Source organism: Paenibacillus sp. FSL R7-0128 (genome assembly GCF_038002245.1).
Taxonomy (GTDB): Bacteria; Bacillota; Bacilli; order Paenibacillales; family Paenibacillaceae; genus Paenibacillus_AQ; species Paenibacillus_AQ silagei.
On sequence record NZ_JBBOCD010000001.1, the window covers coordinates 4352967 to 4379717 of the forward strand.

Consider the following 26751-nt stretch of genomic DNA (forward strand, 5'->3'; position numbering starts at 1 on the left):
CCTGCAGCTGGCTGCACGCTCATCAAAGAAAGCGAGGTACCTTTAACCAATGAACCCGTACGATGAAGAGAAATTAACCGGCGGAAATGTAAATGAGATCATCCGCAAGGCAGACACCGTCCGCCGTCCCACAGGGAGCTGGAGCACAAGTATTCATGCACTTCTACAGCATTTGGAGCAGCAGAATTTCGCAGGAGCACCCAGATTCCTAGGCGTAGATGAAGCAGGGCGCGAGATTCTGTCCTTTCTTCCCGGCGAGGTTCCGGGCAACGCTTATCCTGAGCTGGAGCCGTACATGTGGTCTGAAGAGACCCTTACGGGCCTGGCACGCCTGTTACGCAGCTATCATGATGCAACAGAGGGCTTTGTACCGAATAGTATACATACGGAGTGGCAGCTTCCCTATGCCGATCCTGCCGCACATGAAGTGATCTGCCATAATGACGCGGCGCTGTACAACGTGGTGTTTCAGCATGGTGCGCCTGTGGCGCTGATTGATTTCGATATGTCTGGTCCAGGCCCGCGCCTATGGGACATTGCCTATAGCCTCTACACCTCAGTTCCGCTCGCCGGTTTTGCTCCTGACTATCTGACAGGCTCCACGGTACCTTACCAGGCAGACCTGCATGCAGCAGACCGGCAGCGGCGGATCCAGCTGTTTTTTGAAGCCTATGGACTCCCTGTCCCGGAAGATCTGCACGACTGGTTGACCCGGCGGCTCACGGCTATGTGCGATACGCTGAAGAAGGAGGCCGGGGCGGGCAATCCTGCTTTTGTCACAATGGTGGAAGAAGGCCACCTGGCCCACTACGAGCGCGAGCTGCAATTCATAGCGGAGCATTTCAGCGAATGGACTACTGCTTGAAGCAAAAGCCGGAACCCTACACACATAGGAGTTCCGGCTTTATTCGTTACATTTACTCTTTAATCAACTCTGCAAAAACTGCAGACACCTCTTCAGCCAGCAGCTTCGGCTCAAGCTCCATCTGAACGCCGATCCGGCCTGCGCTGACCGCGATTGTCTCAAGCTCCGCCGCACTGCTGTGAATGAACGTAGGGTAAAGCTTCTTCATCCCGACAGGGGAACAGCCCCCGCGGACATATCCCGTGTACTTCAGCAGGTCCTTCAGCGGCAGCAGCTCAATCTTCTTCACTCCGGCGGCTCTGGCGGCTCTCTTCAGATCCAGCTCCTCAACAACCGGGATCACATAGACATACGGCTGCGGTCCGCTGTGTGCGACCAGTGTCTTGAATACTACCTCAGGAGGCAGGCCAATCTTCTCAGCAACCGCTGTTCCGTGAATCAGCCCGTCCTCATTGTCGTAGCTATGAATGGTGTAGCTTATCTTCCTTGCATCCAGTATGCGCATGGCATTCGTTTTGTTCATCTGCCGCTCCCCCTAATCCCGGGGATAATTGATTTGCATAATGTCCATGAACGGCACTTTGATAATCTCTTCGTTATTTCTGACATGCACCCTGCCGGTACGCGAATCCATCTCTACAATCACCCCGCGCACCTCTTCTTCCTTCCCCCAGACTGTCAGCAGAATCTCGGAATCCTCCTGCTTCGCCTCTACCAGCTGGTTGCCCAGCTCCTCAAGCACGAATTCGTCGCGGGTGGGACGTTTTGCCACTTTTGCCTTCGCCACACTTTGCCTCCAGTAAGCCATTACAGAATATAGGATAATGCCCGGTGTAAATGCTCGTGTCTATTATACCATGAGAGGAAGCCTGATTTTACACAAATCACGATTATTATTCATGATTCAATAGCGCTGCCCCCGCGATGCCGGGATGGGTCATTTCATACGGGTCCAGAATCAGGTTCAGCTCTTCCTCGCTAAGCACATTGTACTTCAGACACAAGGCCCGCACCGATTCTCCGGTCAGAATAGCTTCCCTGGCAATCCTCGAGACGACCTCATACCCCAGATGCGGGTTCACGGCGGTAATGATACCGACGCTTCTCTCCACCTCACGCGCAAGCTTCTCCTTGTTGGCTTCAATCCCTGCCAGACAATAGTCGGTGAACACCCGAAAGGAATTGTTCATGATGCTGATCGACTGAATCAGATTGAACACCATCACCGGCTCCATAACGTTCAGCTCCAGTTGACCGGCCTGAGCGGCGAGGCAGATCGTGTGATCATTGCCAATCACCTGAAAAGCCACCTGGTTAATCACCTCGGCCATCACCGGATTCACCTTACCGGGCATGATGGACGATCCCGGCTGGCGGGCCGGCAGCGTAATTTCATTGAAGCCGGAACGCGGGCCCGAGGCCATCAGGCGCAGATCGTTGGCGATTTTGGACATATTCATCATGCAGACCTTCAGCGAGGCCGAGACTTCGGTATAGGCATCCGTATTCTGCGTAGCATCCACCAAATGCTCGGCGCTGACCAGCGGCAGCCCGCTGATCTCAGCCAGCAGCTCAACGACCCGCGTAATATACCGGGGATCGGCGTTCAGTCCGGTACCCACGGCGGTAGCTCCCATGTTCACCTCATAGAGATGGCCACGCGTATGCTCGATCCGCTGAATATCACGCTCCAGCACCCGGCTGTACGCCTCGAATTCCTGTCCCAGACGGATTGGCACCGCATCCTGCAGGTGGGTCCGCCCCATTTTAATGACGGAATCGAATTCAGCAGCCTTCTGCAAAAATACACCGTGCATCGTCCGCATCGTGATCAGCAGCTGCTCCAGCAGCGATAGCGTGGCAATATGAATTGCCGTCGGAAAAGCATCGTTCGTCGATTGCGCCATATTCACATGAGTGTTCGGACTGAGCTGCAGGTAATCCCCCTTGGCCTTGCCCAGCAGCTCCAGCGCACGGTTCGCAATCACTTCATTGGCATTCATATTCAGCGAGGTGCCTGCGCCGCCCTGAATCGGATCAACGATGAACTGCTCATCCCAGTTCCCCGCGATCACTTCGTCTGCTGCTTGGACAATCACCGCACCCAGGCCCTTATAGAGGCGGCCGATTTCCATGTTGGCGAGCGCAGCGGATTTTTTGACAATCCCCATCGCCTTGATTAATTCATGATGCACACGGTAGCCTGTAATCGGGAAATTCTCCACCGCCCGGAGGGTCTGTATCCCGTAATAGGCCTGATGCTCCACCTGCTTGCTGCCCAAAAAATCCTTCTCCAGCCGATATTCCGTCTCTGTCATCCTGCTCTCCCCCATGTCTTCAGTAGTAGATCCTCTGCTGCAAATTAGTCAACTTATTCTTTCCTTGCAGCGCCAAAGATATTACCTTCATTGCTGCGCCATGCTTAAGGCCTATGCGGGTAGCGCAAAGAACCCGGCAGCCATTGCTGACCCCCGGGCTCTATGTCATTGTAGCTTAAAATTTAAGATAGTTCCAATCCGAAAAAATCTTCATATCCCCAGGCAGCGAAGCATCCCGTTTAGACCTTATAATGTTCAAATGATACCGGTTTCCCGTTAATCAACGCCTGTATTCCCGTATGCTTATTGTCTATCCTGAGCTGTAGGCGCTCATTCCCGCTCCAAGCCGTATACGCTGCCGAGAGGATCTCTCCTTCCGTAAATTCCGGTGCCCGCTGTATAGCGGCTGCGGTAAATTCCTCAAGACAGTGTATCCCCAGCTCCGCCGCCTGATCTGTGCTTAGCGCTTCAACCACGACGGCTCCGGGCATGTTCTTGGACGTTACCTCCAGATAGGATGGCCGCTCCAGCAGTTCATATTCCTGTGATACATAGACGGCAAAATACACATTGCCCGCATAGCCAAGCAGTGCCTTGGGCTGCCTGATCCATTCGCCTAACGGGAGCACCCCGACGATGGCTGTATCCTTTCCTTCGGGCACCGGGAACAGCGACAGGATCGTGTTCTGATGATACAGCACCTCCATATAAGGACTCTGGTGCCGGGGATCTCCTGGCTGATAGCCTTGACCCGGATGGAAAAAATAAAGCCGGTTCACGCCCGCCGCCGCCGGAACCGGGAGCGAGAAGGCCCAGCGCAGCTGCTCATTGTCGAATTCCTCCACCCGCTCCCACATCCCGCCTGCCGCGTAATCCTTCGTCAGATAGGCGTAGGAATGCAGCGCCGGCTGGCGCTCCGGGGAACCGGCAACCACCTTCTCGGTCTTCTTGCAGACCTCTACCGGTATCTGGCGGTTCAGGGCAGCGGAACGCGCCTCCTCCGGCGCTTCATAATAGAGGAACCCTGCATATTCGGTGCGCGGCATCTCCTCCGGCAGCGCGAAATCGCCGAACTGGACATAATCATGCAGCAGATTGCCGTCTGCCGGAACATCATGCGGCCAGCCCCGGGAATGGGCGCCTGCCCAGGCGCCTTTAAGGTACCACAGGCTCCGTTCGCTCCAGAGGTAGTCCAGCATTTCCCCAAGTGTAGACTTCAGGCTGCTGTCCTCTTCCAGCTCCCAGGCGCAGGTGAACGCCTGAATCCAGTGCCAGAACCACGGCAGGCTGCCATATTCCGGCATTCCCTTCGCCCGGATATGTGCCAGCGTCAGCTCCAGACTGTGCCGCCCGTCCTCCCTCAGCAGATCATCCTCGAACAGCCTGCCGAAGATCAGCTTCGCGGCCGTATATTTGGCTTCATGATGGCCGAAGGTCGCTACCTGCTTACGGAAGAAAGCGCTGCGGTAGATATGGCCGATAGCCGTATGGAACGCCACCCGCAGTCCCGCGCTGAACCGGTCGCAATATTGCCGGTTGAACCAGACCATCAGGCTGCCCATAATCTCAACCGGCAGCTCATGCGGTGCAGCCTCTCCCGGAGTGGGATGCAGCCCCAGCGGCCAATGTCCATACAGGGGGGTCCCCGGCATCCGGTTCTGAAGCCTAACGGTTTCTAATAGTACAGACTCGGCTTTCCGCTTGGCATCCTCCTTGCCAAACGGCAGCTCCAGGGTGTCATCCACCGCAGCGGCAAACAGATAAGACGCATAATAGAAGTTGTTCCGCACATCATCATGGAACCAGAGTCCGCTGTACAGCAGCGGGCGGCGCTCCGCCTCCACCGCGATAGCGGATATAATCTGCCGCTGGCGTATTTTAGAAGTCGTCTGTTGCTGAGGCATATCTGCCATCTCGTTCACCCTCCGTAGGTATGAATTCCATATTTTCAATCCTGAATAATTCCCCTGTACTCCAGCTCTATTGTGCACGCTTTCAGTTCAGATGGCAATCTTATTCCCGAACAAATAAACTAAAATAAACGTACTAAAAAAGATTATGCTTGATATATGAACTTAAATGGATTAAGTTGTACCTATACGAACGAAAATATATTTTCTAAGGAGACTGAATATTCGATGGAAAGACGTTTTGCATCACATCCGAATGAAGTGAAGCAGTTTGACACTGAGCGCCTGCGTAAGGAGTTCCATATCCCGGTTATCTTTGCACCAGACGAGCTGAAGCTTGTCCTGACCCATGAAGACCGCATGATCGTTGGAGGAGCGAATCCGGTGAACGGAGAGGTAACTCTGACTACGGACCTCAAGGAGCTTGGCGTAACTTACTTCCTGGAACGCCGCGAGCTGGGAATCATCAATGTCGGCGGCCCGGGTTCGGTTGTTGTGGACGATACTGAATATGAGGTTGATTTCAAGGAATGCCTGTATGTGGGCCAAGGCTCGAAGGATGTTATTTTCAAGAGTGCGGACAGCGCTAAGCCGGCAAAATTCTATCTGAATTCCGCTCCGGCACACCAGTCTTACCCGACTACGAAGACTACGCTGGCTGAATCCGAATCCGGAGCCATGGGCGGTCTGGAGAATTCCAACGAACGGACGATTCACCGCTTCATCCACACGAACGGCGTGCAGAGCGCACAGCTTGTAATGGGGATGACTCAGCTGAAGCCGGGCAGCATGTGGAACACCATGCCATCCCACACGCATCCGCGCCGGATGGAAGCCTACTTCTATTTCGATCTGCCGGATGATTCCATCGTCTTCCACCTGATGGGCGAGCCGACCGAGACCCGCCACATCGTAATGCACAATGAACAGGCTGTCATCTCGCCAAGCTGGTCCATTCACAGCGGTGTCGGTACACATAACTATACCTTCATCTGGAGCATGGCCGGAGACAACAAGCGGTATGATGATATGGACCCCGTAGGGATGAAAGAATTACAATAGTAGCAAATCAACTACGGAAAGATGAGGCAGGCGGATGAACCCGATACGGCGGCACGAGATGATTATGGAAGTTATGCTGAACCAGAAGGATGTAACCGTGAATGAATTGAGCGACAAGCTCCAGGTCACCGGCAAAACGATCCGCGAGGACTTAAGCAAGCTGGAGGAGCAGGGACTGATTATGCGCGTCCACGGCGGTGCCGTGCTGGCACAGAGCGATCAGTTCGGCATTCTGCCCTTGCGCAATCCGCTGGATAAATACGCCGAGGAGAAGACGGAGATTGCCCGGCGTGCCCTGGCGCATATCGCTCCGGATGACATCATTGCCCTGGACGGCGGAAGCACAACGCTTGAGATTGCCCGGCGGCTTACGAATATGCCTCTTACGGTCATTACCAATGATGTCTACATCATCAGTGAGCTGGTCCAGAGAGATAACATCCGTCTGGTCGTACCCGGCGGCTACCGTGTCCGCAATATGCTGGCCGGTCCCGAAGCCGTGTCCTATGTACAGAAGCTTAATATTCAAAAAGCCTTTCTCTCGGCCACAGCCGTTCATATTGAACACGGCCTGTCCATCTATACCGGCGATCTTATAGATTTCAAACAGGCGTTAGTCTCCACGGCCCGCCAGGTGTTCGCCGCTTGCGATCATCACAAGTTCGGACAGACCGCGCTGCGCACCTTCGCCTCCCTGCGGGAGGTCGATGTGCTGCTGACAGACAGCGGGCTTGCCCCGGAGACCGCAGAGCTGTTCCACAAGGCCGGCGTCAACATTGAATGCGGCTAATTTCACAATTCAAATCGCTCAAAGGAGAGAATAATCATATGTCATCTTTATTCAGCTTGGCAGGTAAGACAGCAATCGTAACAGGCGCAGCGCAAGGTCTTGGACAAGGCATTGCCATCGCCTTCGCAGAAGCCGGTGCAGACGTAGTCTCCGTATCTCTTAATTCCAGTGACGAGACCGTAGCAGCCTGTGAAGCTTTTGGCGTCAAAGCACTGAGTATCGCCACAGACCTCAGCGACCATTCCAAGCTTCAAGGCATGTTCGACGAAGCCGTTGCCTTCACCGGCAAAGTGGATATCCTCGTCAACTGTGCAGGCATGATCCGCCGTACTCCGGCCAAGGACCACAGTGAGAAAGACTGGTTCGATGTCATTAACCTCAATCAGAACACTGTCTTCCTGCTGTCGCAGATTGCCGGACGTCACTTCTTGGAACGGGGGAGCGGTAAAATCATCAACATCGCCTCCATGCTCTCCTACCAGGGCGGCATCAACGTGCCGGGCTACACCGCAAGCAAGCATGCCGTAGCCGGTCTGACCAAAGCCTTCGCCAATGAATGGGCAGGCTCGGGCCTTAACATCAACGCGATTGCTCCGGGCTACATGGCTACCGAGAACACCGCTCCGATCCGTGCGGACCAGAGCCGCTCCGACTCCATCCTTGAGCGTATTCCAGCCGGACGCTGGGGAACTGCCGATGACGTGAAGGGCCCTGCCGTATTCCTGGCCTCCGCAGCATCCGACTACCTGAACGGCCACATTCTGAATGTGGATGGCGGCTGGTTGGCTAGATAAGTACAGCCTAGTATACGGCCATTACAAGATTTAATAGAGAAAGACCCCCGGGGCTTCGATTGAAGCTCCGGGGGTCTTTTGCCACTTATAAGGATCAGGCTGTGTTACCAGCGTCACTAATGTTCCTCCTCAATTGTTATACATATAGAACAGGAATCCGGCCAGAGCGAAGCCGAAGCCACAGCCTTCATGGCGCCCCCGTTCATCCATCATGTGCTCTAGGGCTCTATCCTCTAATTTACTGGATATTATTGTATTTCCTTATTTATGGTAAGATGTTTATAACTTATCGTCAACCCCTGCGCGGTATCGTGCACGGGATCAATTAGCATTTTGTGAAGGAGCAACTATTATGGTTCAGGAAATACTTACTACGTTTGATGAACAAGGGAACCGGACGGGGACGGCTCCCCGCGACGAGGTTCACCGCCAAGGACTCTGGCATGAGACCTTCCACTGCTGGTTTGTCCGCAAAGCTGACAGCGGGCTGAGGATCTGCCTCCAGCTGCGCAGTGAGCAGAAGCGAGATTATGCCGGGCTCCTCGACATCACCGCTGCCGGACATCTGCTGGCTGACGAGACCGTTATGGACGGTATCCGCGAGGTACAGGAGGAACTGGGACTTTCAATTGCTTTTGACGAGTTGCAGCCGCTGGGGGTCATCCCCTACCAGATGGATTCCGCCGGATTCATGGACCGTGAACGGGCGCATGTATTTGTCTACGAGAACCGCTATGCACTAAGTGAATTCACCCCGCAGCTGGAAGAAGTGGCTGGAATCGTAGAGGCCCGCTTCGCTGACTTCCGCAGCTTCATCTCGGGAGCAGACAGCAAGCTTCATGTGCAGGGCTTCCAGGTCACCGGGAACAGTGAACGAACGGACATCGACGAGCTGGTGGACTTCACGCACTTTGTCCCGCATGAGCGTGAATACTTCAGGCAGGTGATTGAGGGGATTGAGCGGTTGTACGGTCCAGCCACAACCTAAAGCATACTCAAAAGGCAGAACCCGTCGATGGGGTTCTGCCTTCTTTTGTAACTCACTCTATCTGTGCTGATACTTGTAACTATATTACGCGATTTAGCTGCTTCACTTATGCTTTGGCCGCTGCACGCTTCAGAATTGCCAGTCCATTCACTGCCAGCTTCAGCTCGGCCGGAGCCGCTGCGCCGGATTCTACATCAGTATAGGCTTGTCCGTCCAGCGTCACTACTTGCTCGGAGCCGCTGAAATTCTGCACGAATACATACTCATGCTCACCATCGGAACGCAGCTGGGCAGTTACACCGGTCGGAAGCTCAGTGTTCAGTGTGCGGCTGATCCGCTCTTTTCCGGTAATTGCGGCGTACAGATCCACATAGAACTGCGCGTCCTTCACACGTGTTGCCAGATGATAAGCCTTACCCGCTCCCAGCTTATTCACAGTGAGTGCAGGTCGGCCAGCATAGAAGTCGCTGCGGTAATGACCCAGCGCCTCCGCGCCTTCGAGATGAATCAGCTCGGCGATCTCATGCGCATCGTATTCCCCGCTCAGCTTCAAGCTGTTGCCAGGGTCCAGCACCAGACCATTCAGGTCGCGGCTATGCAGCCCTTCTGTCTCTTCGGCCCAAATGCCCAGTGTTCTGCGCAGCGGTCCAGGGAAGCCGCCCAGGTGACACAGATCGGTCTCGCCGACCACTCCCGACCAATAGGTGGCAAGGAAGGTGCCGCCTTGCTCTACGTACTTCTCAATCCGCTTCCCGTTCTCTTCGCTGATCAGGTACAGCATAGGAGCAATCACCAGCTTGTAGCCGGACAGGTCATCGCCTGAGCCTACCACATCCACCGGAATTCCCAGCTCCCACAGTCCCCGGTAATGCTGAAGCACCGTCTCTTCATATTTCAGGCCGGAATTGCGGATACCTTGGGCATCCTTCACCGCCCAGCGGTTATCCCAGTCGAACAAAATGGCTGTCTCAGCAGGAGTTGTTGTACCTACAACATCCTCCAGTCCTGCCAGGGTACGGCCTACCTCAGCTACATCCCTGAAGACACGGGTCTCCGTGTGTCCGCTATGGTCGATCACAGCGCCGTGGAATTTCTCGCTGGAGCCGCGGCTTTTACGCCACTGGAAGTACTGTACAGAATCTGAACCATGCGCTACTGCCTGGAGTGAGGACAGCTTGTGCATTCCCGGACGCTTCAGCTTGCTGACAATCTGCCAGTTCGTGAGGGAAGGCGTGCTTTCCATGAGCAGGAAAGGCTTCTTTTTGAAGCTGCGGTACATATCATGGTGCATCGCTGTCCAAGCGGCCAGACGGGCGTCATCATCGTCCTCGGTATATCCCCAGTCCGGGTAAGCATCCCATGATACCACATCAAGAATCTTCGCCATGTTACGGTAGTCTACGCCGTCAATCATATGCATGTTGGTGGTCACCGGCAGGTCAGGGTTAAAGCCCCGCACCGCGTCAATCTCATGCTGGCAGAAGTTGATCGTCTGATCGCTTACGAACCGGCGCCAGTCCAGGTTAAGCCCGTGAACCTGAGTCTCACCATGCGGAGCAGGGGACTCGATCTGTTCCCAGGAAGTATACGTATGGCTCCAGAAGGTAGCCCACCAAGCGTGGTTCACCTCATCCAGATCATTATTGTACTTCTCCTTGAGCCAGTCTCTGAAGGCATCCTGACAGTAATTACAGTGACATTCGCCGCCGAATTCATTAGAGATATGCCAGCCGATCACTGCCGGGTGATGCGCATAACGCTCAGCAAGCTTGGAGTTGATCAGCGCTGTTTTTTCACGGTAGACCGGAGAAGTGAAGCAGTGATTATGACGGACGCCATGCAGATTGCGCACCCGGTTCCGTTCCACCCGCAGCACTTCAGGATACTTCTCGGACATCCATGCCGGACGCGCACCGCTCGGAGTAGCCAGGAACGCATAAATACCATTCTCCGCAAAACGGTCCAGCAGCTGGTCCATCCACTCAAAGTTAAATACCCCTTCTTCGCGCTCCAGGGAGATCCAGGAGAAAATCCCGACAGACATGACATTACAGCCTGCCAGCTTCATCATACGGATATCTTCTTCCAGCACCCCCGGATATTTCAGCCATTGCTCGGGATTATAGTCGGCGCCGTGAAGCATTACAGGAGCCTTGCTGCTGATTGCAGGAACTTTGCTGCTCATATTATTTCATCCTCTCGTTTAGGTGTGATGGTAGATGTCAGGATGGGACTTTTCACTGATACAATTTCTTCTGCGGCTCTGTCCCTCTTGCTTATAACGATTTACACTATTTATAATAAAGGATAATCCGTGATCAATGGTAGGATAATTATAGCGTTTGCATAGCACAAAATGAATATGAGGTGTTCGTATGCTCCCCTTCTCTCTGATTGAAATGCCGCGTGACCTGAATGCTTTCCCTCTCTATCCGTACTCTGTCGGCCGTCATATCCAGTATCACCATGTGCGTCCTGCCGGATTCCCGGTGCATCAGATTTTCCTGATCCGCAGCGGCAGCGGGCGGTTCCGTGACCTGGAGGACGGCACCGAAACGGTGCTGCAGCCTGGGATGGCCTATGCATTTCCGCCTGACCGCGGGCATGAATATTATCCGTTATCCCACGAGCCGTGGCATGTCGGCTTCATCGGGTTCCACGGCAGCCAGTCTGCCTCCGTTCTGGAGGGTCTCAGCCTGCTGCCGCCAGCCCCGTTCCGCCTCGAACGGTTCGAGGAGTGCTGGGAGATGCTGGGCGGGATCTGGCACACGGTGAATGGGAACAGCTCGGCGCGTCAGGAGGAACAGTCGATGCAGGACTTGTCGGTGACGCTGTACCGGCTGCTGCTGATGCTGCGCAGAAGTGAAGTCTCCACAGGTGCAGCGACCCGGCTGGAGAACGAAAACGTCCGCAACGAGGCACTGAACAAAGCAGTCAGCCTGATCAACGAGCATTTCACCGAGCCGCTGCTGATCACCAATCTGGCGGCGGCTGTCGGTTATTCCGTCCAGCATTTCCAGCGTCTGTTCCTGCAGGAATACGGGGTCACTCCGCATAAGTATCTACAGAACCTGCGGCTGCAGCGCGCCATGCAGATGCTGACCGAGGACCCTGAACGTCCCGTGCAGGATATCGCCCTCAACCTTGGCATGGAGACCAATTACTTCATCCGGGTCTTCCGCAAGGCCCATGGAGTGACTCCAGGGGTTATGCGCAACCAGTTGCATCCGGGCAAGGATCATACCTGATCTGCGCAGGGCTAAAAAATAGCTGCGGCACACTTCCGGAGAAGTGCTGCCGCAGCTATTCACGCTAGCCGTATTCCTAGTTACACCGCCGTAAACTGGCTGTTGTACAAGCGGGCGTAGTAGCCTCCGCTCTCCAGCAGCCCGTCATGCGTTCCGCTCTCCACGATATCTCCATCCTTCATGAACAGGATGAGGTCCGCCTCGCGGATCGTGGACAGCCGGTGGGCAATGACGAAGCTGGTCCGCCCGGTGATCATCGCCAGGAAGGCCTTCTGTATCCGCGCCTCTGTCAGCGTATCAATGCTGCTGGTCGCCTCATCCAGAATGAGCATCGGCGGATCAACCAGCATTACGCGGGCAATGGTGAGCAGCTGCTTCTGGCCCTGGGAGAGATTATCTCCCGAGGTGCTGATCCTGGTGTCATAGCCTTCAGGGAGGCGCTTGATGAAGCTGTGCGCATTCGCGGCCTTGGCGGCCGCAATCACCTCCGCTTCGGAGGCCTCCGGCTTGCCGTAAGCAATGTTGTCGCGGATGGAAGCCCCGTACAGCCAGGTCTCCTGCAGCACCATGCCGAAATTGCGCCGCAGACTGTCGCGGGTGATGGAGGTAATATCTACTCCGTCAATCCGGATCGTTCCGCTGTCTACTTCATAGAAGCGCATCAGAAGGTTGACCAATGTGGTCTTGCCCGCCCCGGTCTGGCCGACGATTGCCACGCGTGTGCCCGGCTTCACCTCCAGGCTGAAGTCCTTGATCAGCGGGCGCTCCGGTGTATAAGCGAAGCTTACCTTGTCGAAGGTGATCGTCCCCCGGCTGTTCTCCATCACATATGCATCCGGCTGGTCCGGGGCTTCCTGCGGGAGATCCAGAATGGTGAAGATCCGCTGCGCCGAAGCTGTGGCGGACTGCAGCTGTGTGATCACACCGGTTATCTCATTGAACGGCTTCGCGAACAGACTGGAATAGATCAGGAAGCTGGACAGGTCCCCTACGGAGAACAGGTCTCCGATAACAAGCACACTTCCGATCATCGCAATCAGCGAGAAGGTGATATTATTAACCAGCCGCGTAGTCGGGTTCGAGAGCGAGCCATAGAACTGCGATTTCGTCCCTGTCTTGTACAGCTCATTATTCCGCTCCGCAAAGCCTGCAAAGGAGCGGTCCTCGTAATGATAAGCCTGCACCACCTTCTGCCCGCCGACGATTTCCTCAACATAGCCGTTCAGCCCCCCGAGAATCTTGGCCTGCTCACGGAACAGCTGCTGGGAGCGCATCGTAATGAAGCGGGCAACGAAGAAGGTTGCCGGGGCAGACAGCAGCACCACCAGCGTCATTATCGGGCTGATATAGAGCATCAGCCCGATGGCCCCCGCAATGGTTACGATCCCCGTCAACAGCGTAGAGAAGCCCTGCAGCAGCCCGTCAGAGACGGCATCCATGTCGTTCACGAACCGGCTGATGCTGTCGCCCTGGGGATGGTTATCATGGAACTTCAGCGGCAGGGCGTCCAGCTTGTCAAACAGCTCGCGGCGCAGGTCATAGACCGTGCGGAACGCCAGCTTATTCGTATAATAAGTGAGCAGCCAGCCGAAGAAGCTGCCGACCAGATATACACTGCCCAGAATCAGCAGCAGGCGCAGAATTTCCGGGAACTCCACCCGATCCGGTCCGATCATATGGTCGATGGCGCGGCCAATCAGGAGCGGCCCGATCAGGCTGGCAACCACGCTCAGGATGGCGCAGAAGATAGCTCCATACGTTATTTTCCGGTACTCACGGGTATATTGAAACAGACGTTTCCAGGTCATTGTACTGGTCATTGTAAAGCCTCCTCGCTTGAGAGCTGTGACATGCAGATTTCCTGATAGACTGCGCAGCTCTCCAGCAGTTCCTCATGCGTACCGATTCCGGCAATCCGGCCTTCATCGAAGACGATAATCTGATCAGCCTGCCTTACTGTGCTCACCCGCTGGGATACAAGCAGTACGGTCATATCTGTACTGTTCTTGCTTAGTGCGCGGCGCAGTGCCGCATCCGTAGCGAAGTCCAGCGCACTGGAGGAATCATCCAGGATGAGAATCGGCGGACGTCCGACGACAGCGCGGGCAATGGTCAGGCGCTGCTTTTGGCCACCGGACAGGTTATGCCCGCCGCGTACCACCAGCGTATCCAGCCCTTCCGGCAGCCGGGTGATGAACTCCTCAGCCTGGGCAACGTCCGCTGCAGCCGTGATCTCGTCCCGGGTAGCAGACGCCTTCCCCCAGCGGATATTCTCGGCAATCGTCCCAGTGAACAGCACCGCCTTCTGCGGCACAATGCCTATTCTGCTGCGCAGCTGCTCCAGCCGATAGTCCCGTACGTTTACACCCTCGACCCTAACCTCCCCTTCCACAACGTCGTAGAAGCGCGGAATCAGATTCACGAAGGTGCTCTTGCCCGAGCCGGTACTGCCGATTAATCCTACCGTCTGCCCCTTGAGGATATCTACAGAGATATTTTCCAGGGCCAGCTCACCGGTCGTGTTATAGCCGAAAGAGACATTGCGGAAGGAAATCACCGGCGCTGCTCCGTCCCGCTTCGCAGCAGGTGCATGAGCAGGCACTTCAACAACCGAAGCTGTCATCGCCAGCACCTCATTGATGCGGCTGGCAGACGACGAGGCTTTGGTGAACAGAATGACCAGATTGGAGACTACGATCAGGGCCAGCAGGATTTGGGTTACATAGTTAATGAATGCAATAATCTCACCCTGCGACAGACTCCTGGCTTCAATGTGAATGCCGCCTGCCCATAGAATGGCAATAATCGCCGCGTTCACTACCAGTGTCGTCATCGGTCCCAACCAAGCGGAGATCCGTCCGACACGGATGGCCGTCTGCGTCAGATCCTCAGAGGCTTCATTGAAGCGCTGCTTCTCGCGGCGGCTCTCGGCGAAGGCCCGGATCACCCGGATGCCTGAGAGATTCTCGCTGAGCACCAGCGCCAGAGCGTCCAGCTTCGCCTGATATTTGCGGTACATCGGTGAACTGCGCGTAATGATGAAGTACAGAATAACACCGAAGACCGGAGTGGCGGCAATCAGGATCAGCGACAGGCGGAAATCCAGAATCATCGCCATAATAATAGCCCCGATACAGATGAATGGCGCACGGATGACCAGCCGGATGAGCATGGCTACTGCCAACTGCAGCTGGTTAACGTCGTTCGTGATCCGGTTGATCAGCGAAGGCGTGCCGATGACATCCAGCTCGGCATACGACAGCGAAGAGATGTGCTTGAACATTTTGTTGCGCAGCGTAGTGCCGAACCCCTGTGAGGCCCGCGCCGCATAATATTGACATACCATGGAGCAGCCGAAGCCCAGAATAGCCATCAGCACCATCAGGGACCCCATCCGGTAGACGTAGCTGCTATCCTGCTTGCCAATTCCGTTGTTGATGATCAGGGCTACAATCGTCGGCAGCAGCAGCTCGAGAATCGCCTCCAGCAGCTTGAAAATCGGCCCAATTGTCACTTCTTTCTTGTACGGTTTTAAGAATACTGCAATTTTGCGCACATTCATCCTCACCTAACTTAGCGTAGTATTTGAACTTCCACACCCTTAAAAGGGTGGGATTCTTAGCTAGTTAGCGGGCGCATACGTTTCCGCTTTGCCCTACTGCTAAGTTAAGGGCGAGTTCATTCGCCCATCCTAGATCAGAGCTTATAGCTATCTAGGCTGGCAGACTGTTACCATCTGCCACAGGTTGACGCATGATGTTGATGGCACCGACCCGATCCCGATGTGCTGTATACCCGCAGTTGCAATGATACGTTCGATCCTTTGCTTTGTTCCGCTCTCCACAAGAGGGACAGGCTTGCGAGGTGTATGCCGGATTCACTTCAACCACTTGGATTCCAGCAAGTGTCGCCTTATATGCGATGAACATTTGCAACTGATAGAACGACCATTGATGTAGATTTTTAGCGTTTTTACGACTTGTTCTTGTCGTCTTACGAATATTCGTCAGTTTCTCTAGCTTGATGACAGACACCTTTTCTTGAATCGCCATATTCACGATCTGGCGGCTGATTTTGTGATTCTGATCTTTCATAAAACGACTTTCCTTGTCGCTCTGTTTACGGATCGCGGATAACTTTTTAAGCTTTCCTAATTTGCGGCGATAGCTGCTGTACTTACGGCGAACAAATTTGTTTTTACGTCCATTTCCGCAAAATTTGGTCTTGCCACTTGAGGTTACGGCAACAGCAGGCACTTTCAAGCCTAGATCAATCCCCATCACTTCATCACCATCGACTGGTTTGGTGAGGCGTTCGATTGAAATTTGAACAAACCATTTTGCTGATTTTTGAACCACGCGCAGAAGTCCAAGCTTCCCATTCGAAAGGATGTCTCGCTCCCGATCCGAAAGAAGCGCAGGAACCGCAAGACGTTGTACTTTTCCATCCAGGATCACCGGGAAAGAAATGGTGTTGCCCCAAATCGTATAATTTTGATTGTTCACGTAGTACACCCTCTTTTGGAGAAGAGGTCGCTTCTTCGTTTTCTTGAACCGCTGAAATAGGCTTTTGGCATCTCGAATCACTTGATTCTTTACAGCAGAGGGGAGATTGGCATGAACGGTTTTTGAAGTTAGTTTCGGAAACGTTCCAGATCTTTCTGCTTGCTCCGTTAATTCGTTGACGGTTCGAATATATTCGCCCCCCATATCCACCAGTACAGACGGACGGGGTGGAAAAATGCGGATTTGAATCGTTACGGTTTGCAGGGTCTCACCCCCTTGTTTATTGTTCCTCAACATATCGTTTCTGTTATCCTTCTTGAAAAAAATAAAAGACCCGTTATGATTATGTCATACCCGCTTACATATTCATAATATTGGTTTCGTATCTATCCCATATGGATAACGTATGTCATAACCCTTACAAATGGAGGCTCAACCATGGATATCCGCCAATTAAAGTATTTCCTGGCGATTGCCGAGGAAGGACAAATTACATCCGCAGCCAGGAAGCTGCAAATGGCCCAACCGCCGCTCAGCCAGCAGCTCAAGCTGCTGGAGGAGGAGCTCGGAGTCAAGCTGGTGGAGCGCGGACCGCGCAGCATCCAGCTGACGGATGCCGGAATCATTCTGCGTAACCGGGCCCAGCAGATCCTGGAGTTAACGGACTCCACCGCCCGGGAGATCAGCGACTATGCCAAAGGACTAAAGGGGAGCCTTACCATTGGAACGGTCTCTTCATCAGGCGCTACCCTGCTGCACGAGCCGCTGACAGCGTTCCATAAGCGGTATTCGGGCGTAACCTTTGAGATTCATGAAGGCAATACGTTCATGATTATCGACTTGTTGAACAAGGGCATTGTTGAGGTGGGCATTATCCGCACCCCGTTCAACACCAGCAATCTGGAATGCCTGTATTTCCATTCGGAGCCGATGATCGCGGTGATGGCCGCTGATTATGACTGGGCCCCTAGCCAGAGTGCTGCTCAGCTTGGCGAGCTGCAGGACAAACCGCTGATTATCTACCGCCGCTTCGAGCAGCTCATCCGCGAGACCTGCCTGGAGCACGGCTTTGGGCCACAGATCTTCTGTATGAATGATGATGCCCGGACCACGCTGCTCTGGGCCAATGCAGGACTCGGGATCGGCATCGTGCCCAAGTCGGCGTTCGAGCTGGCTAATCACAGCAACCTGATCTACAAAGAGATCCTTTGCGAGACCCTGCGCACCCGCGTAGCCGCCGTATGGATGAAGGATAAATATTTGTCGTCCATGGCTACCAAGTTCATCGAGACCTTCAAGTCACTGTGAACACGCTCAGGCCCCTTCCTTCTGGAGGATGTCCATTATCTGCGCCGGTCATCCTGCCGCAGGACGCTTTCCATATATGCACTAAATAACCCCACAAAACATATAAATTCTTTCCAAAAAGACCCCGCGCCGGCCTAAGCAGCCAGTCGCGGGGTCTTTTAATCAGTCAAGGTCAACAGCCCGGCGGCAGCGCCGGTGTTAGACCATGATTTTACAAATATCGTTCGTGAACTGCACCGGATCATTAACCTGCAATCCTTCGATCAGCAGCGCCTGGTTATACAAGAGGTTGGTGTACAGACCCAGCTTCTCCTTGTCGCCTTCGGCAGCCGCTTTCAGGGACTTGAAGACATCATGGTGAATGTTGATTTCCAGCACCTTGTCCGCTTGCACATCCTGGCCGCCGTTAGGCATGGCCTTGAGGATTTTCTCCATCTCGATCGTGAGCTCGCCTTCAGTGGACAGGCAGACCGGATGGGATTTCAGCCGTTTGGAGGCTTTGACTGCCTTCACTTTGCCGGACAGAATGCCCTGCATAGCTTCGAACAATCCCTTGTTCTCGTTCTCTTCCTCTTCGGATGGCTTATCCTCGGCACTCTCTTCAATCCCCAAGTCGCCGCTGGAGACATTTCTGAACTCCTTCTCCTTATAAGCCATGATCATCTTGATTGCGAATTCATCGATATCATCAGTGAAGTAGAGAATCTCATAGCCCTTGTCCAGCACCATTTCGGTCTGCGGCAGCTTCTCGATGCGCTCTACCGATTCACCCGAAGCGTAGTAGATATATTTCTGGTCTTCCGGCATTCTCTCAACATATTCAGCCAGCGTCACCAGCTTCTTCTCCTTGGAGGAGTGGAACATCAGGAGGTCCTGCAGTGTTTCTTTTTCCATACCGTAGTCGTTATAGACCCCAAACTTCAGCTGTCTGCCAAAAGACTTATAGAACGTCTCATACTGCTCACGCTCATCCTTCAGCAGGCTCAGGAGCTGGCTCTTGATCTTGCTCTTAATGTTCTTAGCAATCATCGTCAGCTGGCGGTCATGCTGCAGCATCTCACGGGAGATATTGAGCGACAGATCCTCGGAATCGACCATCCCCTTGACGAAGCTGAAGTAATCCGGCAGCAGATCGGCGCATTTGTTCATAATCAGCACGCCGTTGGAGTAGAGCTCCAGGCCTTTTTCATATTCCTTGGTATAGTAGTCAAACGGAGTATTCTCCGGAATGAACAGAATCGCGTTGTAGACCACTGCGCCGTCCGCACTGATGTGGATGTGCTTCAGCGGCTTGTCGAACCCGTAACGCTTCTCTGCATAGAAGTTGTTGTAATCTTCTTCGGTCAGCTCTTTCTTGTTCTTGCGCCAGATCGGCACCATGCTGTTGACCGTCTGCTCTTCGGTGACATCGATGAATTCATTCTCAGCATCTTCCTTAGGCTGTTTGCTGGTAATGTCCATCTTGATCGGGAAGCGGATAAAGTCCGAATACTTCTTGATGATTGATTTCAGACGGTATTCTTCCAGGAATTCGTCGTAGTTATCGTCCTCGGTGTTCTCTTTGATCTTCAGCGTAATTTCGGTACCGACCGTATCCTTCTCACAAGGCTCAATCGTGTAGCCGTCCGCACCCTGGGATTCCCATTTGAACGCCTGCTCGCTGCCCAGCGCCTTGCTGATTACGGTCACATCGTCCGCCACCATGAATGCGGAATAGAATCCGACCCCGAATTGTCCGATGATGTTGTGTCCATCCTTAGCTTCATTATCCTTCTTAAAAGCAAACGAGCCGCTGTTCGCGATAATCCCCAGATTGTTCTCCAGCTCTTCCTGCGTCATCCCGATGCCGGTGTCGGCAATGGTTAACGTGCGGCTATCCTTGTTGGCGCTTACTTTAATGTAGTAGTCCTCTTTATTGAACACCAGACTATCATCGGCCAGTGCCTTGTAATAGATTTTATCGATGGCATCACTTGCATTGGAGATCAGCTCCCGCAGAAAAATCTCGCGCTGCGTATAAATGGAGTTAATCATCATTTCCAGCAGTCTTTTGGATTCAGCTTTAAACTCTTTTTTAGCCATGAATAAATAAATCTCCTTTCAAAAGTAACCTTCGGATTGCGAGCATCGTTTAGCACTCCACTCACTTGAGTGCTAACACTCCCTTTTATATACCATATTCTAGTTTTTGATGTCAACATCTTGCCGCCTAGTAAGCCCACAAAAAAAGAAATGCATTCTATTTTAGTCCATGTTAGCATTCGGGTTGTACTCCATTTGACCACTTAACCACAGAAAGGATAATGATTAATGATGAACATTCAGCTCGAAAGCATTCCGGCAACACGTATAGCTTATGTACGGCAGACAGGCCCCTACGGCCCCGGCAACGCTCAGGCGATGGAACAATTGAAGCTGTGGGCGCGGGAACAAGGCTTGCTTCAAGGCTCGGCGGTGCTGTTCGGCATTCCGCAGGATAACCCTGCAACTACAAGGCCGGAGCTTTGCCGATATGATGCCTGCATCAGCCTGCCTGAGAATCCTCCCTCCGGGGCCTCAGTACCTTACGGCGAGCTTCCCGGCGGAGCCTACGCAGTGGTAACCCTCCAGCATACGGCTGAAGCTGTCGGACAAGCATGGGCCGAGATTCTCCCGGCGTTGTCACGCAGCGGCCATAAGCTTGATCCCGGGCGGCCAGTTATGGAGAGATACACGGAAGACATGGTCAGCAGGCATCTTTGTGAGCTTTGTTTTCCTGTATTTGAATAAGGGCAGGAAGGCGCTTTGAAAAGCGGAAGTCCCAAATGCCATGAACGAGGCAGGATCAACATAGGCGCTTGTGTAGACGCTCCGCAAACAGAACGTTGTTCCCATCGCTGTTGTGTCCAGATTTTTTCATTCCCCCTTAGCGGTGAAAATCCGGACACAAAGGCGAACGCTCCGCTTTTCCACAATCATTCTGCCCGCTCCGCTGTTTATGCGGGAAGCAGACAAAATCCCCCTAACGGGCGAAGTATACTGGTGCCTCATCGCCTTCTGGTGATATACTTCCAGCCCATTTTCCTTTTACACACCTCGTAGTCGATTTTCGCATACGTCCTAAAATCTTTCTTCCTTTTCTGGCGGTGTTCCGCCCATCTCTCACCAATTCTGAGCGTTTTCTCTCACCAACCGCTTGTATGAAGCAGCATTGTTGCACATTTTGCAGGACTTCACTAAAAAAGTTACTGGTTGTGGTACATTGTTGCATCATTTGCAGAAATTCCGGTGTTCAGAGCAAGTTAACACTAGCTTTGTTGCATTTCCTGCAGGAATTTAGCATCAGTCGTTTCTATTCGGCCGTATTGCTGCACTTCTTGCAGGATTTTTCTAACAATGTTACAGGCTGCGGAGCATGGGGTGCATTCCTTCTCGCAGCAGCAACGATTGTATTCGAATTTCCGCATACATTGGGTCCACGCGCCTCCGCACTGCCCAATGTGTTCGGTTTTCCGCCTACATTTGGCCCACGCGCCGCCCCCCAACAAGTTGTATTCGGTTTTTCAAATACATTCCATCCGCTCCCCTTTAGACATCCGAAGAAATTCATAATTTCCTAAAAAATAAGAAAAGAGACCATCTCTATAAGCAAATTTCCGCTTACGAGACAGCCTCTTTCATCTTTTCATAGTTAACCCAAATCCAGCGTTTCCCCCGGTCCCATAGAATGCAGCGTGCAGCCCGTCAGCTGCCCGCCCTGGATCAAGGCTTCACGGAGCTTGTCGGTCTCTGGCTTCGCGGCATGAACCAGTACGGCGTGCCGGACCGGAAGAGACTTCAGCATACGCTGCACATCTTCCAGGCCCTGATGCACCTTGTAACGCAGCTTAAGCACTTCGCATACTCCATGCTGTCCCGGTTCATGCAGCAGCTTGTATCCGAAGGTACCGGCCGCTACATGACCGGTGATCAGCACGGAATAGGTTGAATGGGACGCCCACCTCGCATAGTACCAGCGGGACAAGGACGATTGCATCATGCCATCCGGCACGAACCACAGGGAAGGACCGGAGCCTGACAGCAGCTCCTCCCGTTCCACCTCGCTCTGCGGCATCGTCCAGCGGCGGGCGGCAAGAAAGTCTGCTATGTGATCCGCTGCGGAATACCCCCCTGTTCGCTCAGCACTCCTAAGCCAGAACGGCGAGGCTGCCAGCCGCCCCATCCCCTCTATCAGCTTCGCTTCCACTACCATCGGCAGATCACCGAACAGCTTGGCGGCCCACAGCATCATCTCCTGGCCGCGTCCGCCTGCCGGAACCGGGAGCAGCACCTTGCCCCCCCGTGCCGCAGTCCTGCGGATGGCCTGCTCCAGCTGCCTCAGCTTATCAGACTGGCTCTCCTCGTCCATTCCGTACGCCGCATCGGCAACCGCCAGATCAAGACGCTGGCCGCACGACCATACCCTCAGCCTCTGGTCCGCATCCGGGATGCCTCCGGCTGCTTGTATCGCCTCAGCTGGTGAATCAGCCGCAAGTAACAAGGATTCCGCCGTATAATCACCGGAATAGAACATTGAGTGCCCTTCCGCAGCGATCAGGAACCATACAGATCCCGCCAGATGCCCGCTTCGTCCCCACATGACCTGAACCCCGGGAATCAGTCTGAACCAGGACAGGCAGTTGCCCTCCTCCTCCAGATACCGGTAACGGATCGCTTGTTCATCTGCTTCAGTGTATGGCAGTTCATGGCCCTCACGGTTAATATTCGAACGCCAGGAGCGGAAATAGGCATCCAGCTGCGCCCGCGTTTCCCGCGTTGTCCATACCTCACCCTTGTAACCCTGCGCATACAACAGCGGCACCGCTACCGAATGATCCTCATGGGCATGAGAGAGCAGTACCATGTCCAGCATTGCCGCCTGCCCGGGTTCGATGAGGGGATATTGTCCGGCTCCGCCTTTTTTGACGCCGCAATCAAGCAGCAGACGGTAGCCCCTTCCACTCAGGAGGTAAGCGGAACGCCCGTGTTCACCGGCTCCGCCCCATATGGTCAGCTTCGTCATAATCCGGTCCACTTTGTTCTGGAATTCAGCAGTTCAATGCCGAGCAGCAGCAGCACCGTCAAGCCAACCGATACCACCGCCATGGCCATGCCAAGCGATACCTGCCCCTGTTCGAACTGGGCAAAAATATACGTAGCCGAGGTCTGCATCGAAGGCGGCAGAATCAGCAGCGATCCAACCAGCTCCCGTACAGATATGGTGAAGGTCATCATCCAGCCTGCCAGCATACCGGGCATAATGAGCGGAAGCAGAATCCGCCGCAAGATATAGAACGGGCCTGCTCCGCTCACCTGGGCCGCTTGAAACAGCAACCCGTTAATTTGCGAGAAGCTGGACTTCACATACTGCACGGTATAAGGAAGAAACAGCACCACATACGTAAGCACTACCATCCCGTAGGTGTTGTAGAGCGTGAAGGGCATCCATGGCGCATTCCAGAGCAGAATCAGCCCCACCACCATTACAATGCCCGGAACCGTATTAGGCAAAAGACTCAGCAGATCAATGATCCGCTGCAGCCGCCCCGAAGACCTGCCGATGGCCAGGGCAAGGCCGGCTCCAAGCACGACAGCCACCGATGCTGCGGCAAGCGACAGCCCCAGACTGTTCCCAATCGCCTTCAGGCTCGCCGATCCCCAGGAGAGCAGCTCCCTGTAATGATCCAGCGTCAGATTGTCCAGCGACAGCCCGGAACCGCGCAGCTTCATCAGCGAGGCGGCGATAATCGAGAAGTAGGGGATGCCTATGGATAATAGCAGCAGGGCAGCCAGATACAGGCCCGCTAGCCAGCCTGCACCGCCGCGCAGGGAATACATCTTGGAGCGCTGTCCCTTGCCCCCCACCAGACGGTAAGTGAACCGGCGGCTGACCGCCGACTGCATGTACCAGATGACCAGACAGACCGACAACAGCACCGATGCGAGCGATGTAGCCTTGCCGAAGTCAATCGGCCAGCTGGAAATATATTTATGAATTTCCGAGGTCATGACATAATAGCCGATCTTGCGGCCGAAGGTAGCCGGTGTTCCGAACTCCGCAATCGTCTTGACGAAGACGAGCATCACCCCCATGCCATAGGCCGACAGCAACAGCGGCATGATGATCCGCCGGAAGCGGTAGCCTGCCTTTGCCCCGTGCACCGCTCCCGCCTCTTCCAGATTGCCGCCTATGCGGATAAGTGCATCCCGAAGCAGCAGATACAGGAACGGGAACAGATGCATGCTCATAATGAAGACCATTCCCCAGAAGCTGAAGAAAGAATCACTTAACGCAACCGCACCCGGAAGCCACTGCTGAAGATATCCGCCTTTTTGCATGAACAGAATCCAGCCCATGGAGCCGATATACGGCGGGGTCATGAATGGAATCAGCAGAATAACATCAATCCAGCGGTGCAGCCCCATGCGGGTCTTGGCCATCATCCAGGCCAGCGGCATCGCAAGCAGCGTAGTTCCTGCCACTACGCATATACCAAGCCATACCGAGTTCAGCAGCACCCCGGACAGACTCTGTCCGGTGATCGTACGGAGAGGGGCCATCCAGTCCAACCGCTGATCCGGGGTAACGCTTTGCCAGAAGATGAGCAGAAGCGGAATGCCGATGCTGACTGCCAGCAAAAAGAAGGAGAGCAGCAAGCCCGCTCTCCGAAGTATCCGGTTACTGTCCATGGAGACTGGACTCATTGCTTTCACCTCAACCTTAAGCCTTTATTTGTAAATTTCCGCGAATTTCGAAGCCGTCTCATTTCCATGCTCACTCATCCAGGTCCAGTCTGCCTTAAGCTGCGGGATGTCTTTCAGATTGGTCCGGTTCGAAGCTTCAATATCCTCGCGGCCCGGTATGAGATACGCATCCGCTACCAGCTGCTGAGCTTCATCAGACAACAGATAATCAATGAATGCTTTAGCATTGGCCACGTTCGGACTTGATTTAAGAATCGCTGCCGGTCTCGGACTTACCACCGTACCCTCCTCAGGATAGATAATATCCAGCGGCTCTCCTTTGGCTTTGGCCTTGTAGGCCATATAATCTACTCCAGCTGCCACAATACTCTTAGCTCCTGTAATCACCGGATCAAGCGCCTCCTGATTCGCTCCAGCCATGGCAACACCGTTCGCCTTGTAATTCTTGAACAGCTCCCAGCCCTGCTCGCCGTTCACACTCAGATAGCCTGTGATGAAATCCAGCGCCGAGCCTGACAGTGTCGGATCAGGAATGTTAACGGCATCCTTCCACTCCGCATCTGCCAGCTCTGCCCAGGTCTTGGGCGGATTCGCTACCAGCTTCGTATTATAGACAATCCCCAATGCTGATGCGCTTGAGCTGAAATAATTGCCTTCTGCATCCGACCAGTCCTGAATCAGCTTGTCCTTATTGGCCGCTTCCGGGTAGGGCAGCGTCAGCCCCTCCGCCTTAAGAGCCTGTGCGGAAGGCAGGGAAGCCAGAATCACCACATCGGCCACCGGGTTTGCCTTCTCCGCTTCCATCCGGGCCAGAATCTTGCCGGTCGTTCCCTGGAACATCTCCACCGTGACACCTGTCTTGGCCTTGAAGCCATTCACAATATTGTCTGCCAGGCCCTGCGGTCCGGCGGAATACAGCACCAGCTTGCCGCTTAACGCAGCTTCTGTAGCTTCAGGAGTTGACGAAGCTGCCCCAGTTGCCTCAGGTGTACTCGTGCTGGCCCCGCCGGCACTGGTGCTGTTGCCCGTACCACAACCCGCCAGACTCATACTCATCACAGCAGATAACAGCAGCATTGCCCCTTGTTTACGCGGTTTGTTCCATTTCATGGTTATAATTCGCTCCTTTTAGGTTCTTCTTCATTTGAATTCGAATTCATCCGGCATATCCGCCGCGGTGAGACATAGAGCTGAACCCTTTCTCCTACAGGAATCCGGTTGTTCAGATAGGCTGTCCATATTCCGGCCCCCTCCACCTCCGCACGGATCTCATAACGTTCTCCGACATAACTGACACTTCGTACAACAGCGGAATAACACAGATCATCGCCCGCCGTCCGGCTCCATCCGATATGCTCAGGCCGCACCATCTCCTGCTCCGGCGTAAGCCAGTTCGACTTGCCGATGAATGAGGCCACGAACGGTTCTGACGGTGCCTCATATACCGCTTCAGGAGTTCCAGTCTGCAATATCCGCCCGCTTTTCATAACGACAATCTCGTCGGACATCGACATCGCTTCGATCTGATCGTGGGTCACGTAGAGTGCAGTGAGACCCATGTCCCGCACCAGCGACATCATCTCCACTCTCATCTCTTCCCGGAGTACGGCATCCAGCGCGCTTAACGGCTCATCGAAGAGCACCACACCCGGACGGACAACTACCGCTCTGGCAAAAGCAACCCTCTGCTGCTGGCCGCCCGACAGCTGATGCGGATACCGGTTCTCCATCCCCTGCAGCCGGACCATCTCCAGTGTCTCCAGTACCTTGCTCCGCAGCTGCGCACGCTGCCCTGAGGCCTTCAGCCCGAAAGCCACATTCTCATACACCGTCATATGCGGCCAGAGTGCAAAATCCTGAAATACCATCCCGAAATTCCGCTTGTGCACCGGAACATCGATCCGCTGCGCAGCGGAGAAATAACATTTCCCGTCAGCGTATAATTCCCCGCCATCCGGGCGCTCAAGGCCCGCTAACATCCGCAGCAGCGTGGTTTTGCCGCAGCCGGAAGGCCCCAGTAAGGTAGTGAACTTACCGTGCTTCAATTCAAGCCCGGCAGGCAGCAGCGCCGGTTGTCCGCCAAAGCTTTTATGAATCCCCTTTATCTGAATATTCATTTCGATCCCTGCCTGTCTTCTTGAGCTGTCCTCAGTCTAACGTCTGTATTCGCAGGTTGTTTATTTTTCATGTAAACACGTAATTAACTTTATATATGAATTCTGTTAACGTTCATAGATAAA

Annotated in this window: 21 protein-coding genes; 8 read left to right on the forward strand and 13 right to left on the reverse strand. The window is 54.0% G+C overall.

The genetic code is table 11. The features are described from left to right. Nucleotides 1-49: 49 nt before the first annotated feature. Nucleotides 50-865: an aminoglycoside phosphotransferase family protein gene (locus NST26_RS18030; RefSeq protein WP_340952224.1), complete on the forward strand. Its 816-nt coding sequence runs from the start codon at nt 50-52 to the stop codon at nt 863-865. A 52-nt stretch (nt 866-917) separates the two neighbouring features. Here NST26_RS18030 and ybaK read toward each other — a convergent pair whose 3' ends face one another. From ybaK to NST26_RS18050, 4 genes are all read right to left on the reverse strand, one after another. Further along, nucleotides 918-1388, reverse strand: coding sequence for a Cys-tRNA(Pro) deacylase (gene ybaK / locus NST26_RS18035; protein WP_340952223.1), 471 nt, complete (start codon nt 1386-1388; stop codon nt 918-920). Between the two features lie 12 nt (nt 1389-1400). Then, the gene (locus NST26_RS18040; RefSeq protein ID WP_268748447.1) at nt 1401-1673 is read right to left on the reverse strand and encodes a YolD-like family protein; all 273 of its coding nucleotides are present in this window, start codon (nt 1671-1673) and stop codon (nt 1401-1403) included. An 85-nt stretch (nt 1674-1758) separates the two neighbouring features. Further along, nucleotides 1759-3183, reverse strand: coding sequence for an aspartate ammonia-lyase (gene aspA, locus NST26_RS18045; protein ID WP_036724812.1), 1425 nt, complete (start codon nt 3181-3183; stop codon nt 1759-1761). Between the two features lie 239 nt (nt 3184-3422). After that, nucleotides 3423-5096: a hypothetical protein gene (locus NST26_RS18050; protein WP_051477970.1), complete on the reverse strand. Its 1674-nt coding sequence runs from the start codon at nt 5094-5096 to the stop codon at nt 3423-3425. 225 nt (nt 5097-5321) lie between these two features. Between NST26_RS18050 and kduI the strand changes: the two genes are divergently transcribed. The 4 genes from kduI to NST26_RS18070 all read left to right on the forward strand — a co-directional run bounded on the left by kduI (nt 5322) and on the right by NST26_RS18070 (nt 8727). Continuing rightward, the gene (gene kduI, locus NST26_RS18055; protein ID WP_340952221.1) at nt 5322-6155 is read left to right on the forward strand and encodes a 5-dehydro-4-deoxy-D-glucuronate isomerase; all 834 of its coding nucleotides are present in this window, start codon (nt 5322-5324) and stop codon (nt 6153-6155) included. A 34-nt stretch (nt 6156-6189) separates the two neighbouring features. After that, nucleotides 6190-6945, forward strand: coding sequence for a DeoR/GlpR family DNA-binding transcription regulator (locus NST26_RS18060; RefSeq protein WP_340952219.1), 756 nt, complete (start codon nt 6190-6192; stop codon nt 6943-6945). A 38-nt stretch (nt 6946-6983) separates the two neighbouring features. Then, entirely contained in the window at nt 6984-7739 is a 756-nt protein-coding gene (kduD, locus tag NST26_RS18065) for a 2-dehydro-3-deoxy-D-gluconate 5-dehydrogenase KduD (protein ID WP_036724808.1), read from the forward strand. Nucleotides 7740-8091: 352 nt separating this feature from the next. Beyond that, entirely contained in the window at nt 8092-8727 is a 636-nt protein-coding gene (locus NST26_RS18070) for an NUDIX hydrolase (protein WP_340952217.1), read from the forward strand. A 106-nt stretch (nt 8728-8833) separates the two neighbouring features. Here the strand turns inward: NST26_RS18070 and NST26_RS18075 are convergent, their stop codons facing one another. Next, nucleotides 8834-10912: a beta-galactosidase gene (locus NST26_RS18075; protein ID WP_340952216.1), complete on the reverse strand. Its 2079-nt coding sequence runs from the start codon at nt 10910-10912 to the stop codon at nt 8834-8836. A gap of 190 nt (nt 10913-11102) precedes the next feature. Here NST26_RS18075 and NST26_RS18080 point away from each other — a divergent pair, with 190 nt between their 5' ends. Further along, nucleotides 11103-11975 carry an AraC family transcriptional regulator gene (locus NST26_RS18080; protein WP_340952215.1) on the forward strand — a complete coding sequence of 291 codons (873 nt, stop codon included), beginning with the start codon at nt 11103-11105 and terminating at the stop codon, nt 11973-11975. Between the two features lie 80 nt (nt 11976-12055). Here the strand turns inward: NST26_RS18080 and NST26_RS18085 are convergent, their stop codons facing one another. The 3 genes from NST26_RS18085 to NST26_RS18095 form a co-directional block, all read right to left on the reverse strand. After that, nucleotides 12056-13795 carry an ABC transporter ATP-binding protein gene (locus NST26_RS18085; protein ID WP_209879558.1) on the reverse strand — a complete coding sequence of 580 codons (1740 nt, stop codon included), beginning with the start codon at nt 13793-13795 and terminating at the stop codon, nt 12056-12058. Beyond that, a complete protein-coding gene (locus NST26_RS18090; RefSeq protein ID WP_340952213.1) occupies nt 13792-15531 on the reverse strand; it encodes an ABC transporter ATP-binding protein in 1740 nt (579 codons plus the stop codon). The genes NST26_RS18085 and NST26_RS18090 overlap by 4 nt, the downstream gene beginning before the upstream one ends. Nucleotides 15532-15688: 157 nt before the next feature. After that, a complete protein-coding gene (locus NST26_RS18095; RefSeq protein WP_340952210.1) occupies nt 15689-16777 on the reverse strand; it encodes an RNA-guided endonuclease InsQ/TnpB family protein in 1089 nt (362 codons plus the stop codon). Between the two features lie 141 nt (nt 16778-16918). On the opposite strand from NST26_RS18095, the gene NST26_RS18100 reads away from it, so the two are divergent. Next, the gene (locus NST26_RS18100) at nt 16919-17788 is read left to right on the forward strand and encodes a LysR family transcriptional regulator (RefSeq protein ID WP_339310111.1); all 870 of its coding nucleotides are present in this window, start codon (nt 16919-16921) and stop codon (nt 17786-17788) included. A gap of 198 nt (nt 17789-17986) precedes the next feature. Here NST26_RS18100 and htpG read toward each other — a convergent pair whose 3' ends face one another. Then, entirely contained in the window at nt 17987-19870 is a 1884-nt protein-coding gene (gene htpG, locus NST26_RS18105) for a molecular chaperone HtpG (RefSeq protein WP_036724793.1), read from the reverse strand. Between the two features lie 228 nt (nt 19871-20098). On the opposite strand from htpG, the gene NST26_RS18110 reads away from it, so the two are divergent. Beyond that, nucleotides 20099-20557 carry an AraC family transcriptional regulator gene (locus NST26_RS18110; RefSeq protein WP_340952207.1) on the forward strand — a complete coding sequence of 153 codons (459 nt, stop codon included), beginning with the start codon at nt 20099-20101 and terminating at the stop codon, nt 20555-20557. Between the two features lie 901 nt (nt 20558-21458). On the opposite strand, the gene NST26_RS18115 is transcribed toward NST26_RS18110, so the two are convergent. Genes NST26_RS18115 through NST26_RS18130 form a run of 4 tightly spaced genes read right to left on the reverse strand, consistent with a single transcriptional unit; the run spans nt 21459 to nt 26628 of the window. Beyond that, entirely contained in the window at nt 21459-22829 is a 1371-nt protein-coding gene (locus NST26_RS18115; RefSeq protein ID WP_340952205.1) for an MBL fold metallo-hydrolase, read from the reverse strand. Continuing rightward, nucleotides 22826-24511 carry an ABC transporter permease gene (locus NST26_RS18120; RefSeq protein WP_340952203.1) on the reverse strand — a complete coding sequence of 562 codons (1686 nt, stop codon included), beginning with the start codon at nt 24509-24511 and terminating at the stop codon, nt 22826-22828. The genes NST26_RS18115 and NST26_RS18120 overlap by 4 nt, the downstream gene beginning before the upstream one ends. A 24-nt stretch (nt 24512-24535) precedes the next feature. After that, the gene (locus NST26_RS18125) at nt 24536-25621 is read right to left on the reverse strand and encodes an ABC transporter substrate-binding protein (RefSeq protein ID WP_340952201.1); all 1086 of its coding nucleotides are present in this window, start codon (nt 25619-25621) and stop codon (nt 24536-24538) included. Between the two features lie 2 nt (nt 25622-25623). Beyond that, the gene (locus tag NST26_RS18130; protein WP_340952199.1) at nt 25624-26628 is read right to left on the reverse strand and encodes an ABC transporter ATP-binding protein; all 1005 of its coding nucleotides are present in this window, start codon (nt 26626-26628) and stop codon (nt 25624-25626) included. Between the last annotated feature and the right edge of the window lie 123 nt (nt 26629-26751).